The sequence below is a fragment of the Bacillus sp. RB3 genome (genome assembly GCF_030164735.1).
In the GTDB taxonomy this organism is placed as follows: domain Bacteria; phylum Bacillota; class Bacilli; order Bacillales; family Bacillaceae_G; genus Bacillus_A; species Bacillus_A cereus.
On sequence record NZ_JASNGE010000007.1, the window covers coordinates 79,426 to 96,273 of the forward strand.

Below are 16,848 nucleotides of genomic sequence, written 5' to 3' on the forward strand. Positions count from 1 at the left end.
AAAAAAATGTAAGCGGATACGAATGGGAGGAGACGGCTTATGAAATACTTAATTGGTATTTTTGGCCTCGTATTGATTTTAGGTATCGCTTGGCTTGCTAGTAATAATAGAAAGAAAGTCAAATATCGCCCAATCATAACGATGGTTATATTACAATTTATTTTGGGGTTTTTATTATTAAATACAAGTGTAGGGAATATATTAATTAGCGGAATAGCAGATGGTTTTGGAGAGTTATTAAAATATGCCGCTGATGGTGTGAATTTCGTATTTGGTGGATTAGTAAATCAAAAAGAGTTTTCGTTCTTTTTAAGTGTATTAATGCCAATCATATTTATATCAGCTTTAATAGGTATTTTGCAACACATTAAAGTATTACCTATTATTGTGAAATCTATCGGTCTAGCATTAAGTAAAGTAAATGGAATGGGGAAACTAGAATCATATAATGCAGTTGCTTCTGCGATTTTAGGACAATCTGAAGTGTTTATTTCAGTTAAGAAACAATTAGGGTTATTGCCAGAGAAAAGAATGTATACATTATGTGCATCTGCAATGTCTACCGTTTCAATGTCTATCGTCGGATCATATATGGTGTTATTAAAACCGCAATATGTTGTAACCGCTTTAGTGCTTAACTTATTCGGTGGCTTCATCATTGCTTCTATCATTAACCCGTATGAAGTTACTGAGGAAGAAGATATGTTAGAAGTACAAGAAGAAGAGAAAAAGACTTTCTTTGAAGTATTAGGGGAATACATTATTGATGGATTTAAAGTTGCGATTACAGTAGCAGCTATGTTAGTCGGTTTCGTTGCTCTTATCGCATTCATTAATGCAGTATTTAAAGGTGTAATCGGTATTTCATTCCAAGAAATTCTTGGTTATGCATTTGCACCATTTGCATTTATTATGGGTGTACCTTGGCATGAAGCAGTTAATGCCGGAAATATTATGGCAACAAAATTAGTATCGAATGAATTTGTCGCTATGACAGATTTAGCACAAGGAAACTTTAATTTCTCAGATAGAACGACAGCGATTATATCTGTATTCTTAGTTTCATTTGCAAACTTCTCTTCAATTGGGATTATTGCAGGGGCGGTTAAGAGCTTAAATGAAAAGCAAGGGAATGTAGTCGCAAGATTTGGTTTGAAATTACTATTCGGTGCAACATTAGTAAGTTTCTTATCAGCAACAATCGTTGGCTTATTATTTTAATAGATTCGTATCATATAAAAAGGAATGGTGATTGTAATGAGAATGGTAGATATTATTGCAAAAAAACGTGACGGCAAAGAATTAACGACTGAAGAAATCAAATTCTTTATTAATGGATATACAGACGGAAGTATTCCTGATTATCAAGTGAGTGCGCTTGCAATGGCAATCTTCTTTAAAGATATGACAGATCGCGAACGTGCAGATTTAACGATGGCGATGGTTGAGTCTGGTGAAACGATCGACTTATCAGCAATTGAAGGAATTAAAGTAGATAAACATTCAACTGGCGGTGTTGGTGATACGACAACATTAGTATTAGGACCATTAGTAGCTGCTTTAGATGTACCAGTAGCAAAAATGTCTGGTCGTGGTTTAGGACATACAGGCGGAACAATTGATAAATTAGAAGCGGTAGAAGGATTCCACGTTGAAATTACGAAAGAGCAGTTCATTGATATTGTAAACCGTGACAAAGTAGCTGTTATTGGACAAACAGGAAACTTAACACCTGCAGATAAAAAGATTTATGCATTACGCGATGTAACAGGAACGGTTAACTCAATTCCTCTCATTGCAAGTTCAATTATGAGTAAAAAAATTGCAGCAGGTGCTGACGCAATCGTACTTGATGTAAAAACAGGTGCTGGTGCATTTATGAAAACAGAAGAAGATGCAAAAGAATTAGCACATGCAATGGTACGTATCGGAAATAATGTAGGACGTCAAACTATGGCTGTTATTTCGGACATGTCACAACCGCTTGGTTTTGCGATTGGTAACGCTCTAGAAGTAAAAGAAGCGATTGATACGTTAAAAGGTGAAGGTCCAGAAGATTTAACAGAATTAGTACTTGTATTAGGTAGCCAAATGGTCGTACTTGCGAAAAAAGCAAATACGTTAGAAGAAGCTCGTGAAATGCTAATTGAAGTGATGAAAAACGGAAAAGCAACTGAGAAATTTAAAGAGTTCTTAAGCAATCAAGGCGGAGATAGCTCAATTGTAGACAATCCAGAAAAAATGCCACAAGCTAAGTATGTAATTGATGTACCTGCAAAAACTTCAGGTGTTATTTCTAACATTGTTGCAGATGAGATTGGTATTGCAGCTATGTTACTTGGTGCAGGTCGTGCAACGAAGGAAGATGAAATCGATTTAGCAGTAGGATTAATGTTACGTAAAAAAGTTGGCGATGCAGTAAAAGAAGGCGAGCCATTCGTAACAATCTACGCAAATCGTGAAAATGTAGAAGATGTAAAAGCAAAAATTTATGAGAACATCTCTATCGCTGAAACAGCAGTGGCTCCTAAATTAGTTCATACAGTTATTACTGACTAATCATCATTTCGTTTACTTTGAGGGGGAAATAATATGGGTAAGAAAAAATATATTGAAGAAGCAAACAAGATGTTATCGAAAGCGTATATTCCGTATTCTAAATTTCCTGTTGGCGCAGCGTTAGTTACGAAAGAAGGGAAAATCTATACTGGTTGTAATATAGAAAATGCTTCTTACGGTTTATGTAACTGTGCAGAAAGAACAGCAATATTTAAAGCAGTATCAGAAGGTGAGCGCGATTTTAGTTACTTAGTTATTACAGGAGAAACTGATGGACCGATTTCACCATGTGGTGCGTGTAGACAAGTAATTGCTGAATTCTGTGATCCGAAAATGCCTGTATTATTAACGAATGTAAAAGGTGATGAAAAAGAAGTGACTGTTGAGCAGTTACTGCCAGGTGCTTTCTCAATAGAAGATTTAAAATAAATTGAAAAGCCATTCTACAATTATTATTTGTGGAATGGCTTTTTTATTTTCAAAAATTGAATGTAATATTTTGTTCATACTCCGTTCATAAACTTTGCTTAAAATAATTGCAGCGAATATAGAAAGTTTACAACAGGAGGAATAGAATGAAGAAATTATATAATGCGGCAGTTATTTACTTAATTATTGGTTTATTATCAGGTGTATTTGCAAGAGAGTATTCGAAAGCACAAGGAATTAAAGGATCCACAATGTTGCAATTAGTGCATACACATGTATTAGTGCTCGGTTTTGTATTCTTTTTAATTGCTTTAGCTTTATGTAAAGTGTTTCATGTACAAGAAACAAAGAGCTTTTGTGCATGGTTTGTTGTTTATAATGTAGGAGTAATCTTTACTATTGTTACAATGCTATGGAGAGGTCTTCTACAAGTAAATGGAACTGACTTTTACGGTTTAAGCCATATGGCTGGATTAGGTCATGTTATTATAAGTATCGGGCTCGTTTGGTTTATGATTTTGCTCAAAAAGTCTTTTAAATAGATAGGAGTGGGAAGAGTATGATAGCACTTTTATCAAGTATTTTAGCGGTTTGTATGGCTGTTGGTGTCATGTTTCTGCGCTTTAAAGCAGCGAAAAAACCGGTAACGAAAAAGAAAATTATATTGCCGCCAATTTTTATGAGTACTGGAGCAATGATGTACTTTTTACCGGAATTCCGATTAACGTCGTTAGAAATAATAGAAGCAATTATTGCAGGGCTTATTTTCTCTGTATTTCTTATAAAAACAACGAAGTTTGAAATAAGAGACGAACAAATATATATGAAACCGTCAAAAGCATTTATATTTATTTTAGTCGGATTATTAGCTGTACGAGTAGCGTTGAAATCATATTTAAGTCAATCGATTGATTTAGCGGAGTTAAGTGGAATGTTTTTCTTACTTGCATTTGCGATGATTGTGTCGTGGAGAATTGCGATGTATCGCTCGTTTACTAAATTAAAAAAGACAATAAAAAGAGCTGGAATTTCTATATAGGAAATCCAGCTCTTTTTATGTTTTATTAGAATTCTTTAGCTCGGAACTCATTTGCTTAATTTTAAACGTATTTGAGCATCTTGTAATGCAGCAGGTGTAACGTTAAGACCATTTTGATCAACAATTTTTGTGTTTAATAAAATGGAATCTAAGCTTCCACGAAATGTTTGTGTATAGTTTTGGCGCAACATTTGTTGTTCTTGTTTTTCATCAACTGTTAATCCATTCGCTTTTTCTTTTTTTGACAATTCGTTAATACGGAATAAAATGTTTTGCATTTTGTTCACCTCTTATTTAAATTTAAATTAGCAACTTACTAATTTATAGTTATTGTAACTTGTTTAGTTTCCTGTGTCAATACTATCTAAAATTTAGTTAAAAATTGACGAAAAATTATAACAATAATAGAATGAAGTGTATTGAATAATTAGTTTCACAATTATACATAAAACGCTAGGGGGATTATCATGAAATCAACATTTTTTGCTCAAAATAGAGAACGATTAGCAAACACATTACCAGAGGGGTCTATTACGATTTTATTTGCGGGACAAGCACCGCATATGTCAGCTGATGCACATTATAAATTTGTATCGAATCGTAATTTTTACTACTTAACGGGAATCGATGAACCAAATGTTATTTTTATGCTGAAAAAGGTTGGAAGTAGTGTTGAAGAAACACTTTTCATTGAAAAGGCAGATCCAGTAATGGAAAAATGGGTCGGTAAAACAGTTTCTAACGAAGAAGCAGAGAAAATTTCAGGTATAAAGAAAGTTATATATTTAGATAGCTTTGAAAAGACAATGTCAAATATACTTTTTACAGAAAATGCGAAGCATCTATATTTAGATATAGAACGTCGTGATTGGAATGGTACGGAGACAAAAACATTAGCATTTGCTAAACATGTAAGAGAAAAATACCCACACGTAACAATTGGTAATGTATATCCGAACATTTGTGAATTACGAGTATTTAAAACAGAGGAAGAAATTGAAATTATTAAAGAAGCGATTGCTATAACGAAAGACGGTATTTACAACGTACTTAAGCATGCAAAAGCAGGCATGATGGAGTATGAATTAGAAGCACAATTTGATTTTACACTGAAGTCATCTGGCATTAAGTACCATGCGTTCAATACAATTTTGGCGAGTGGGAAAAATGCTACAGTTCTTCATTATGAAGATAATGATGCACAAATTCAAAATGGTGACTTAGTATTACTAGATTTAGGTGCTCAAAAAGACTACTATAACGCTGATATTAGTTATACATTCCCGGCAAATGGAACATTCTCTAGTCGCCAAAAACAAATTTATAATATTGTATTAAAAGCATTAAAAGAAACAACAGAGATTATTAAGCCAGGATTAAAGTTCGCTGCATTAAATGAGCATACAAAAAAGGTACTGGCAGAAGAGTGTAAAGCAATTGGTTTAATTCAAGAAGATGAAGAGTTATCAAAATACTATTATCATGGTGTCAGCCATTTCCTTGGTTTAGATACACATGATGTAGGAACATATAAAGATAGAGTGTTAGAAGAAGGTATGGTTATAACAATTGAACCTGGTCTTTATATTGAAGGAGAATCAATTGGAATTCGTATTGAAGATGACATTCTTGTAACGAAAGACGGGTATGAAAACTTGTCAAAAGATATCATTAGGGAAGTTGAAGAAATTGAAGAATTTATGAGTGTAAATAATGAACATGTAAAAGGAAACCAAGCTGTAGTAAAATAATAAAAGAGTCATCACTAATTTATTTGAACTTTATCTCGAATCGTGGACAATTAAAAAATCCATGATTCGGGATAGGGTTCTTTTCTTCGAAATACTAATCTTTAATTATTAATCCTAATAAAGTAGCAAACTGAACAGCTTGATATGTCGATACTTTACATCCTCTTAAATCGTTCACTGAAACTGTAAGTGTATCAAAGGTAGAAGAACTAATATCTATCCCCTTCAGTGATGTCTGATCAAAATTAGCTTCATCAAGACTACATAATTGGAATTCAACTTTTTTAAGTTTACAGTCAAAAAAATCTGCATTATTTAATGAAGTTTCATTGAAGATGATTTTTTCTAGTTTAGAATTTCCAAATGCCGCTAAATTCAAAATTGAATTCTCAAATTTAACATTTCCTAAGCTAGATCCTGTGAAATTTACTCCGATTAATTTACTGTTTTTAAATTCGACTCTGTGAACAGAAGAATTGCTTAAATTAACATTTGATAAATCACAGTTTTCAAAACAAACATCTGTAATATCAATATTGCTAAAGTCTGTATTAGTAAACTTACAGTTTTTTATCACCGCATCATATAACCGCACTCTATCTACAGATTCATTTTCGAAAGTGGAGTCTATAATTTCACACACTTCCAATGTTGGATCTTCTTCATAAAAAATATCTTGAAAATTCTTTGAAGATAACTCTGGTGAAATTTTTGGTCTATCAATTTTCATCGTATATCAATCCTCTTCTATTTGATATATTTGTGTAATTTGAGTCCATTGTCTGTGAGGAACATTAGTTCTTATTATACAGAAATCTAAGTTCTTTTGTGAAGAGCATTTTAGCTACATTTTTCTTATTTAATAATAGCAGTGTTATTGTTTCTTAAGAAATAACGTCAAAACAAATACGAGAACGGCTAATATAGTCGCGACAAGGAAAGTATTTTGTATTACTAAAATATTCGTCTCTTGTAATGTCTCCGCTTTTAGTAATTTTCCAATTAGCTTACGTAAGATCTAATTACATCTCCTTATTTTCTTGAAAATCAACTTCTATAATGATTTTGAAAAAGAATAAGGAGGGATTGTCCATGAAGCGAGTTGTATTAGCAGCCGTTACTGTCTCTGTAATATTTTTAATTGCTGCCTGTTCTGTGACGACAAATACAACAAATGATCATAAAAATATGAATGATAACAAAACACTACAGACTGAAACAGCTACAACACCATTGAAGGTTGAAAAAGGGCCAGAAGTTACTTTAATAGCGAAAGAAGAAAAGCAAAAATTAAGTAACGGTGTTATTGTTCCAGTCTGGACATTTAATGGCTCATCTCCTGGTCCAGAAATTCGGGTGAAAAAAGGTGAAAAGGTGAAAGTGACATTAAAAAATGAATTATCTGCACCAGTATCTATTCATTGGCATGGATATCCTGTCCCAAATAACATGGATGGAATTCCGGGCGTGACACAAGATGCAGTTGAACCAGGAAAAAGTTTCACTTACGAATTTGAAGCGAACGTACCAGGAACGTACTGGTATCACTCGCATCAAGATTCTGTAAATCAATTAGATAGAGGTTTGTATGGAGCGCTCATTGTAGAGGATACAAAGGAAAAATATGATAAAGATTACACATTACTGTTGGATGAATGGGTTACAGATAAAGAAGAAATTAAAAAGCAGTTAAAAGAAATGACAAAAGGGCAAATAGGTAATAAATCTAAAGGTGATGAAAATACGAAAAAGAATGATGATAAGAACGGCATGGATCATTCTGGTATGGACATGGGCAGTGATCAAAAAGACTCTGGCAATATGGCAGGAATGGACCATGGAAATATGAAGATGGAAGGTCATGATATGAGTATGTATGATTTATTCACAATCAATGGAAAAAGCGGTGATTTAGTAGTGCCATTGAAAGTGAATAAGGGAGATAAAGTTCGTCTTCGACTTGTTAATGCTGGTTATCTATCACATGATATACATGTTCACGGTCATGATATAAAAGTAATTGCGACAGATGGTCAACCAATAAACAATCCAAAAGTTATAAAGGATAAAGTAATTTCAATCGCACCGGGTGAACGTTATGATATTGAATTTACTGCTAATAATCCTGGGAAGTGGTATGTTGAGGACCATTCAAAAAATAAAGGTGCAAAAGGAATGAAAGCTGTTATTGAGTATGATGGCAGCAAAGAGATGAAAGATAAAGCAGATGAAAAGGGAAAATTAGCGAAATTAGATATGACGAAATATGGTGCTAAAAAATTAGGTAGTTTCACGTTAAATCAAGAGTATACTGCCACATATAATATGGACTTAAATACGCAAATGAATGAAAATGAAATGGTATATACAATTAACGGAAAGGTATTTCCGGATATTGACCCAATTCAAGTGAAAAAGGGTGATTTAGTAAAAGTGAAATTGGTAAATCGTTCTAAAATGGATGATCACCCAATGCATTTACATGGTCACTTCTTCCAGGTGTTGAGTAAAGATGGAAAACCGATAGAAGGTTCTCCAATTGCAAAAGATACAATGAACTTAAAACCAGGAGAAGAATATGAAGTAGCCTTTGTAGCAGACAATCCCGGTGAGTGGATGTTCCACTGTCACGACCTACATCATGCTTCAGCAGGGATGGTAACGGAAGTGAACTATACAGATTATAAATCTGATTATGTTCCAAACCAAAATATTCCTAATAAGCCAGAATAATAGGAAGCAGTTATCCTATGGATAGCTGCTTATTCATTTTTGTTGCAAGTACTAATGTATATGTTGATTATGCCCAGGTGAAGGTGAAGGTGAAGGTGAAGGTGAAGGTGAAGGTGCAGGAGTATGATCTGGGAATGTCGCGAATACGGCAACGATAATTACTACACTAATTGAAAGGAATAACAAAAAACGACGTTGGATAAAAGTAGAAAAGTTCTCCGATAACAATTGAATCACACAGGACATAGTAATCGTTATAGTAAGTAAAAGGCTAATGAACAATATACTATGAGCTTGTTGAGCGTTTAACATTTCTGTAATCATTGCTCCCATCATACTTGCCATTAATCCAGAGAACATTCCTTCTAAAGCAGTATATAGGTGAAAACGTAGACCCACTAAAAAACCGATAAAACCACTAATTAAAATAGCAAGTAAAGTAGAATATAGTAATTCCCCCTTAAAGAGAATGCCTAAATAAAAACCAATACTTAAACCGATACTCATACTAAAAGACATAATAAATACCATATACTCCATTAGGGTACCCTTACGTTTAGAAATATTGGATACAATAAGAATTGAGGTACAGCAAAGTGTTAAGGTAGTTAACGTATAAGCAAACATTATGATACCTCCTTGTCCTATCGTTCATTTCATCATATGTGTACATATGATAATTTATATCTGCATATTATCTGCACAATTTCATAGATGTAAGCAAAGGAACGCTTGATTTTTTAGGGCGTCTTTTTTAATTGTAAGCATGTGAAAGAAATTGTTATATTATGAGTTTCTATTGTGAAGCCATAAAGAATAAGCGTATAATATTATAGGTCTCCCATTTGCGAGACAAACCGCGAATGATAAATAAGATTGTTGTTTTATCATCGCTTCTAAACATATAGACAATGAAAGTAACACTGGAATACAGATAGGGAGTTATAAAATGAAATTAATTATTGCCGAGAAACCAGATCAAGGGTTGGCTCTTGTTTCACAGTTTAAATATCGCCGGAAAGATGGATATTTAGAGGTAGAAGCGAATGAGTTATTTCCAAATGGAGCGTACTGTACATGGGCAATTGGTCATTTGACGCAGTTATGTAATCCAGAGCATTATCACGCAGAGTGGAAAAAATGGTCACTTAATACATTACCGATAATTCCAGAGCGTTTTCAATTTGAAGTAACAAAGTCAAAGTATAAGCAATTTAACGCTGTGAAACAGCTGTTACATAATCCACAGGTAACAGAAATTATTCACGCAGGCGATGCTGGGCGTGAAGGGGAACTAATCGTACGAAATATTATTAATCTTTGTAACGTGCAAAAGCCTATGAAGCGTCTATGGATTTCGTCTTTAACGAAGCAAGCTATTTATCAAGGGTTTAAAAATTTACTTGATGAATCAGATACAATTAATACGTATTACGAAGCATACACAAGATCTTGTGCTGACTGGGTTGTTGGCATGAATGCATCACGTGTGTTTAGTATTTTGTTAAAGAAAAAAGGAATGAATGATGTATTTTCTGCTGGTCGTGTCCAAACACCAACGTTAGCATTGATTGTAAAGCGTGAGAAAGAAATTGAAAACTTTAAGTCAGAGCCTTTCTGGGAAGTGTTTGCAACCTTTAATATAGAAGGAAAGAAATATGACGGGAAATGGGAGAAGGATAATGAATCCCGCTTAAAAGACCCTGATATGGCGAATAAAATTGCGGCATTTTGCCAAGGGAAACCGGCTGTTGTGAAGGAAATGAAAACGGAGCGTAAAGAGTTTCAGCCGCCGCTTTTATTCAACTTATCATCACTGCAAGCAACGGCAAATAAAGCCTTTAAGTTTTCACCGAAAAAGACGCTTGATATAACGCAAGCACTCTATCAAAAAGGGATTGTTTCTTATCCACGTTCAGATTCTAACTATGTTACACAAGGAGAAGCAGCGACGTTCCCTGATATTTTACAGAAGTTAAGTCAATTTGATGAATATAAAGGCTTATTACCGGCACCAATTGAATCCATTATGAACAATAAGCGTTATGTGAATGAAAAGAAAGTAACAGATCACTACGCAATTATTCCGACAGAGCAAGTTACAAACCCAAGCAGACTATCCGGTGATGAAAAGAAAATTTACGATATGATTGTAAGAAGGCTCATTGCAGCTCATTATGAAGTTGCAATCTTTGACTATACAACAATCATTACGCTTGTAGATGAACGCGCTGAATTCATTTCAAAAGGAAAACAGCAAATTCAAGAAGGTTGGCGTAAAGTTATTTTCCAAGACGATAAAGATGACGAAACCATTCTTCCAATTGTAGCTGAAGGTGAAGAAGGAAAAGTTGTAAAGGTGAAAGTGAAAGAAGGAAAAACACAGCCACCGAAGCGTTATACAGAAGGACAACTTATTACGTTAATGAAAACAGCTGGTAAGTATTTAGAGAATGAAGAGCTAGAGAAGGTATTGAAGAAAACAGAAGGTTTAGGTACGGAAGCGACTCGCGCGGGTATTATTACGATGTTGAAAGACCGTAAATATATAGATGTAAAGAAAAACCAAGTGTATGCGACTGATAAAGGAAAAGTATTAATTACCGCAATTGGTGACAAAATACTAGCTTCACCGGAAATGACTGCGAAATGGGAACAACGTCTTGCGGAAATTGGTGAAGGTACAGCATCACCAGCAACTTTTATGGAACAAACGAAAAAGCTATCAGCTAAAATTATTGAAGATGCAGTGGAAATGTCTGAGAAGTGGGATTTCACTGGACTACATGTTGAATCGATTGAACGAAAAGGATCGAAATTTACAACGGGTAAAAAGGTTGGTAGCTGTAAAAAATGTGATGGCGATGTAATTGATAAGTCAACGTTTTACGGTTGTTCTAACTATAATACAACGCAATGTGATTTCACCATTTCAAAGAAGATATTAAGTAAAACAATTTCGCAAAAGAATATGACAAAGCTCTTAAAAGGTGAAAAGACCGATTTAATTAAAGGCTTTAAAAAGGGCGAGAAAACGTTTGATGCGAAATTAGAGTGGAAAGATAATAAGATTAATTTTGTATTTGAGAATTAATTTGTTAAAAGAGCATGACATAAAATTGTCATGCTCTTTTGTTTTTCTTTGAAATGAAATTTAACGATAAAAAAAATGCTTTAAATAATAAAATTTTATTGTAAAACGATAAATTTTATATTAAAATCAAAATCATAATAAATGAGTGAAGTACTTTTGTTAAAAGGTAACAATCTTATTTTTTTAATTAGAGGAGGTATAATTATGAACAGTAACAATTTAATTGTTAAACATATGGATAACCCCCATGAGTTGGAGAAGATGTATAGAAAAGATCCGAAAGCTTTTAAAAAAGCATTCTCACAAGCATGGGACCAAAACCCTGATTCCCAGGTTCTAGCTGCTTGGTATGAAAGGTTGCATTTCAAGGAGAAAGTAAATAAAGAAAAAACATCTTTGTTTCAAAAAGGTTTCTTATTCATGGGCCTTTTAGCTATTCTGGCCGGCATAAGCACCAGGATCATTTTCCACTTTGTTGAGCAGGAAGCAATTGCTCCAATAAACTTGGCTTTTGGTGTAATTCCCTTTATTGCTGCTTATTTTGTTTACAATAATAAGCCGAAAAAAAGTATTATTTATTCCCTTATAGCGTTATTCCTAGTTTCCGGGGTGTATCTTAATACGTTGCCAATAAATTATAAAGACAGTACCATACTTGCTTATTTACATCTTCCTATATTTTTATGGGTCTTAGTAGGGCTTGCGTTTACAGGAAATGAATATTCAAAAGGCGGTACAAGATTAGCCTATATTAAATTTAATTTAGAATATTGTCTTCTCTACGGGAGCATGGCAGTGAGCGGAATGATACTAGCAATATTCACCATGCGTTTGTTTAGCTTTGTTGACTTAGATATAGGAGAATTCTATTTTAGTAATGTTGTTTTATTTGGAGCAGCGGCTCTCGCTATTGTGGCTGCATACTTAGTATCAATGAATCTTAAGCTTGCTAAAAATATTACACCATACATATCTAAAATCTTTAGTCCGCTTGTCCTGGTCACATTGTTTATTTATCTTATAACGATAATTTTGGTCGGGAAAAACCCGTTCTTGGATCGTAATTTCCTAATGGCATTCAACGGAATACTGCTTGGTGTATTGGCTGTTACTATATTTTCTATCGTTGAGAGTGACTCGGACGAGAAAAAGAACATTTCAGATTATATAAATTTTTCCTTAATTGTTCTGGCGCTTATTATTGACACTGTCGCATTGTCAGCCATAGTATTCAGACTTTCTTCTTACGGGATTACACCTAATAGACTAGCTGTTTTAGGTGTAAACATACTGATCTGGGCAAATCTAATTTGGATTATGTTTTCCTATATGCGTTTCTTGCAAAACAAATCAGGACCGACAGCTATCCAAGATGCCATTACGAAGTATTTGCCAATCTACGGACTTTGGGCAGCTTTCGTTATATTTACGTTTCCTATCATTTTTAATTAGAAAGGATCTGTTAATGTAACGAAAGGTTAATTCTCTATAACATATAAAATTTTTAGAGCCCATCGATTTATAATTGGTAGTATTATGTTTGTAGTTTCGGTAATTTCATTTGTAATGATAAATAAGAAATAAGTGTTGTATGTAATCTTTCCATAATAAAAAACGTCCCAAAATGGGACGTTTTTTATTATGCGTATTGCCGTTTTTTCTTAATAAGCAACAAAACTTGTGACACACAAGCTAGTACTGGTAACTCAATCAATGGTCCAATAACGAGTGCAAGTGCGATAAGAGGCTCATCTGGAAAAGCGGTCACAGCGATAGCGAGTGCAACAGGTGAGTTTCTTGCTAACGTTGTTAAGCTTAGACTTACTGTATCTTTGTAAGATAAATGCATCATGCGCCCGATAAATTGTCCTAGTAAAAAATTAATGATGAAGAACAATAGAACAGGGACGAGTAATAATAAAACAACATTCATATTTTGTAGTAAATATTTACCTTGTGATGCAAACATCGCTACTATTGCTAAACTTAAAAATACAATTTGAGCAGAGCTAAAAAACGGAATGAGTTTATTCTCGAGAGTTTCAGCTTTTTTTATTTTATTCATAATGAATTTTGTAGCGTGTGCAAGTATAAATGGTAAGACGATTACGATAACAATACTTTCTACTAAAACAGAAACCGCTACAGTTTTCATGACACCAGCAAATAAAAATAAATAAATGGGAAGGAGTAGAACTTGCAAAATTAAATTTACAGGTAAAATTGCAGTAGAAAGTGCTACATTACCTTTCGCTATTTCAGTAAAGATTAAGTACCAATCTGTACATGGAGTAACCATTAACATTATAAATCCAACCCAAAGTGCTGGATGATCGGAAAGAAATAGTGCCCCTAACCCCCAAGCGAGTAAAGGTGTCCATAAGAAGTTAATAGTAAGACTTGTTCCAGCAAATTTTAAATTGCGAAATCCTTTTTTTATTTCTTTTAATGGGATGCTGAGGAATAATCCATATAGCATGAAAAATAAGAAGGGGACAATAAATTTGTCTGAATACGTATGTATCATATTAAATTGTCCGAGTACGATGCCGCATGTAACAGCAAAAAGAATAATAAAAGTTTGAATCTTTTCTATAGTGCTCATGAATAAATCCTTTCTATATATGAATTTTCCTCTCTAAGTTTATTATACAAGTAATAAAGATGTATTTGGTGTTCAATTGTATTTTAGTTAATATTTTTAAATTGAGATTTTATTTTTTATTAAAAGTTACTTGACTAAAGTAAGTGACTATATTACAATTGCTTACATAAGGTAATTAAATAACAAAAAGTTTCGGCGGCTTAACTTAAGGTATCTATTGGAACTTTTTCTTAGAATAAGAATTTTTATGATGATGAATAATGAATATGAAAAGAAAGATTAGGTGAAGAAAATGGGACTATTTAGCTCATTATTTGGTAAAAAAGAAGAAAATACGAATGTAGAGGGGAATAAAAAAATGTCAAAAGTATTATTTGTAAAAGCAAACGATCGTCCAGCGGAGCAAGCAGTTAGTTCAAAAATGTATGAAACATTTGTAAGTACTTATAAAGAAGCAAATCCAAATACAGAAATTACGGAATTAGATTTATTTGCATTAGATCTTCCTTATTACGGAAATATCGCGATTTCAGGTGGATATAAACGTAGCCAAGGCATGGAGTTAACAGCTGAAGAAGAGAAGGCAGTTGCTATAGTAGATCAATATTTAAATCAGTTTTTAGAAGCTGATAAGGTTGTATTTGCATTCCCATTATGGAACTTTACAGTACCAGCACCATTAATCACATATATTTCATACTTATCTCAAGCTGGAAAAACGTTTAAATATACAGAAAATGGCCCAGAAGGTTTAGTTGGTGGTAAAAAAGTAGTTGTGTTAGGTGCTCGTGGTTCAGATTACTCTTCAGAGCAAATGGCTCCTATGGAAATGGCAGTTAATTACGTAACAACTGTACTTGGATTCTGGGGAATTACAAATCCAGAGACAGTTGTAATTGAAGGGCACAATCAATATCCAGATCGTTCACAACAAATTGTTGAAGAAGGTCTAGAAAACGTTAAAAAAGTAGCAGCGAAATTTTAATTTATGATAGTAAATGGAAAAACCAACATGGATGACCGTGTTGGTTTTTTAGTCTATTTTTCATGTTAAAAAATGTATATTTATAAAATAAAAGAAAAGTTCGAAAATAGTATTGCAAAATATTATATAGCAAACTATAATGAATTCAAGAATAGTTGATACTTAAATTAAATATTCAGAAAATTCAATTAGTTAAAATTGGAAAATGAGATAAGGAAACTTGAATGGGGGTTATATTATGGCGAATAAAGTACCGTTTTCGTTCATAGTAGTTATTGGATTAATGTTATTTGCACTATTTTTTGGAGCGGGAAATTTAATTTTTCCAGCGATGCTTGGTCAATCAGCTGGAGAGAATGTATGGATTGCTAACGCTGGATTTTTAGTAACTGGTGTTGGATTACCATTACTAGGTGTACTAGCATTTGGTTTTTCAGGTAAAGATGATTTGCAGTCGTTAGCTAGTCGTGCTCACCCAGTGTTTGGGATTGTGTTTACAACAGTTTTATACTTAGCGATTGGTCCGTTATTTGCAATACCAAGAACAGGAAATGTTTCTTATGAAATTGGTCTTAAGCCGTTTATGCCAGAAGGAGTAGGTTCTACACCTTTAATTCTTTTCACAATTATATTCTTTAGTATCACTTGTTTTTTTTCGCTAAATCCCGCGAAAATTGTCGATATTGTTGGAAAAATCTTAACGCCAATTAAGTTGACTTTCATCGGTATTTTAGTAATCGTTGCTTTTATACATCCGATTGGAGATATGCAAGCACCAGTGGAAGCTTATACATCACATGCATTCTTTAAAGGATTCCAAGAAGGATACTTAACGATGGATACGCTAGCATCATTTGTATTCGGGATTATCATTATCAATGCTATTAAAGAAAAAGGTGCGAAAACGAAAACACAAATTATGGTCGTTTGTGCAAAAGCGACAATTATTGCAGCATCTATTTTAGCAATTATCTATACAGCACTTTCTTATATGGGTGCTTCAAGTGTTGCAAAGCTTGGACATTTAGAGAACGGCGGAGAAGTATTAGCGAAAGTTTCTAACTACTATTTCGGATCATATGGCGGAGTATTATTAGGATTAATGATTACAGTAGCTTGTTTAACAACTAGTGTGGGACTTGTATCAGCATGTTCTTCATTCTTCCATAAGTTATTCCCAAATGTTCCTTACAAAGCAATTGCAATTACGCTATGTGTATTTAGTGCAATTGTTGCAAACGTAGGATTAACACAATTGATCGCAGTTTCTGTTCCAGTATTAACAGCAATTTATCCACTAGCAATCGTATTGATTTTCTTAACATTCTTCCATTCATTATTTAAAGGAAGAGCTGAAGTTTATCAAGTAAGCTTAATCGTAACATTTATCATCAGCTTATTTGATGGATTAAGTGCAGCTGGAGTTAACATTGAAGTAGTAAGCCAAGTGTTCACTAAATTCCTTCCGATGCAGGAAGTAGGATTAGGCTGGATCTTCCCAGCGATTATCGGTGGATTTATCGGATATGGCATTAGCATTTTAAAAGTGAAAAACCAAGTTCAACCAGCAACTAGAGCGGATAAGAAAATAGGTTAAATAAAAAAAGTTATAGACTTGTTTCTATAGCTTTTTTTGTTACTATTAATAATGAG

At 33.6% G+C, this 16,848-nt stretch carries 15 protein-coding genes; 11 read left to right on the forward strand and 4 right to left on the reverse strand.

Going from position 1 to position 16,848, the window contains the following annotated elements:
• Window positions 1–39 precede the first annotated feature (39 nt).
• The 5 genes from QO049_RS11855 (at window position 40) to QO049_RS11875 (ending at window position 4,027) form a co-directional block, all read left to right on the forward strand.
• Entirely contained in the window at window positions 40–1,221 is a 1,182-nt protein-coding gene (locus QO049_RS11855) for a NupC/NupG family nucleoside CNT transporter (RefSeq protein ID WP_098290258.1), read from the forward strand.
• Window positions 1,222–1,257: 36 nt separating this feature from the next.
• Window positions 1,258–2,559: a pyrimidine-nucleoside phosphorylase gene (locus QO049_RS11860; RefSeq protein WP_001983022.1), complete on the forward strand. Its 1,302-nt coding sequence runs from the start codon at window positions 1,258–1,260 to the stop codon at window positions 2,557–2,559.
• A gap of 33 nt (window positions 2,560–2,592) precedes the next feature.
• Window positions 2,593–2,988 (forward strand): cytidine deaminase, encoded by a 396-nt coding sequence (locus QO049_RS11865; RefSeq protein ID WP_000516778.1) that lies wholly within the window; start codon window positions 2,593–2,595, stop codon window positions 2,986–2,988.
• A 146-nt stretch (window positions 2,989–3,134) separates the two neighbouring features.
• Complete coding sequence (locus tag QO049_RS11870; protein ID WP_087875197.1) at window positions 3,135–3,530, forward strand: DUF2871 domain-containing protein; 396 nt, start codon at window positions 3,135–3,137, stop codon at window positions 3,528–3,530.
• A 17-nt stretch (window positions 3,531–3,547) separates the two neighbouring features.
• A complete protein-coding gene (locus tag QO049_RS11875) occupies window positions 3,548–4,027 on the forward strand; it encodes a CcdC family protein (RefSeq protein WP_000561044.1) in 480 nt (159 codons plus the stop codon).
• A gap of 47 nt (window positions 4,028–4,074) precedes the next feature.
• Here QO049_RS11875 and QO049_RS11880 read toward each other — a convergent pair whose 3' ends face one another.
• Window positions 4,075–4,305: a DUF896 domain-containing protein gene (locus QO049_RS11880; RefSeq protein WP_001179612.1), complete on the reverse strand. Its 231-nt coding sequence runs from the start codon at window positions 4,303–4,305 to the stop codon at window positions 4,075–4,077.
• A gap of 189 nt (window positions 4,306–4,494) precedes the next feature.
• Between QO049_RS11880 and QO049_RS11885 the strand changes: the two genes are divergently transcribed.
• Window positions 4,495–5,778: an aminopeptidase P family protein gene (locus QO049_RS11885; protein ID WP_246962542.1), complete on the forward strand. Its 1,284-nt coding sequence runs from the start codon at window positions 4,495–4,497 to the stop codon at window positions 5,776–5,778.
• Between the two features lie 94 nt (window positions 5,779–5,872).
• On the opposite strand, the gene QO049_RS11890 is transcribed toward QO049_RS11885, so the two are convergent.
• Entirely contained in the window at window positions 5,873–6,508 is a 636-nt protein-coding gene (locus QO049_RS11890; RefSeq protein WP_000687273.1) for a pentapeptide repeat-containing protein, read from the reverse strand.
• A gap of 362 nt (window positions 6,509–6,870) precedes the next feature.
• Between QO049_RS11890 and QO049_RS11895 the strand changes: the two genes are divergently transcribed.
• The gene (locus QO049_RS11895) at window positions 6,871–8,511 is read left to right on the forward strand and encodes a multicopper oxidase family protein (RefSeq protein ID WP_144501876.1); all 1,641 of its coding nucleotides are present in this window, start codon (window positions 6,871–6,873) and stop codon (window positions 8,509–8,511) included.
• 51 nt (window positions 8,512–8,562) lie between these two features.
• Here the strand turns inward: QO049_RS11895 and QO049_RS11900 are convergent, their stop codons facing one another.
• Window positions 8,563–9,138, reverse strand: coding sequence for a hypothetical protein (locus QO049_RS11900; protein WP_284489279.1), 576 nt, complete (start codon window positions 9,136–9,138; stop codon window positions 8,563–8,565).
• A gap of 322 nt (window positions 9,139–9,460) precedes the next feature.
• Between QO049_RS11900 and topB the strand changes: the two genes are divergently transcribed.
• Both topB and QO049_RS11910 read left to right on the forward strand, forming a co-directional pair.
• A complete protein-coding gene (topB, locus tag QO049_RS11905; protein WP_284489280.1) occupies window positions 9,461–11,605 on the forward strand; it encodes a DNA topoisomerase III in 2,145 nt (714 codons plus the stop codon).
• A gap of 204 nt (window positions 11,606–11,809) precedes the next feature.
• Entirely contained in the window at window positions 11,810–13,057 is a 1,248-nt protein-coding gene (locus QO049_RS11910; RefSeq protein ID WP_065704357.1) for a DUF4153 domain-containing protein, read from the forward strand.
• 187 nt (window positions 13,058–13,244) lie between these two features.
• On the opposite strand, the gene QO049_RS11915 is transcribed toward QO049_RS11910, so the two are convergent.
• Window positions 13,245–14,210, reverse strand: coding sequence for an arsenic resistance protein (locus QO049_RS11915; protein ID WP_000103804.1), 966 nt, complete (start codon window positions 14,208–14,210; stop codon window positions 13,245–13,247).
• 292 nt (window positions 14,211–14,502) lie between these two features.
• On the opposite strand from QO049_RS11915, the gene QO049_RS11920 reads away from it, so the two are divergent.
• Complete coding sequence (locus tag QO049_RS11920) at window positions 14,503–15,195, forward strand: FMN-dependent NADH-azoreductase (RefSeq protein ID WP_087875201.1); 693 nt, start codon at window positions 14,503–14,505, stop codon at window positions 15,193–15,195.
• A 238-nt stretch (window positions 15,196–15,433) separates the two neighbouring features.
• Window positions 15,434–16,792: a branched-chain amino acid transport system II carrier protein gene (gene brnQ / locus QO049_RS11925; RefSeq protein ID WP_001284783.1), complete on the forward strand. Its 1,359-nt coding sequence runs from the start codon at window positions 15,434–15,436 to the stop codon at window positions 16,790–16,792.
• Window positions 16,793–16,848: the final 56 nt, after the last annotated feature.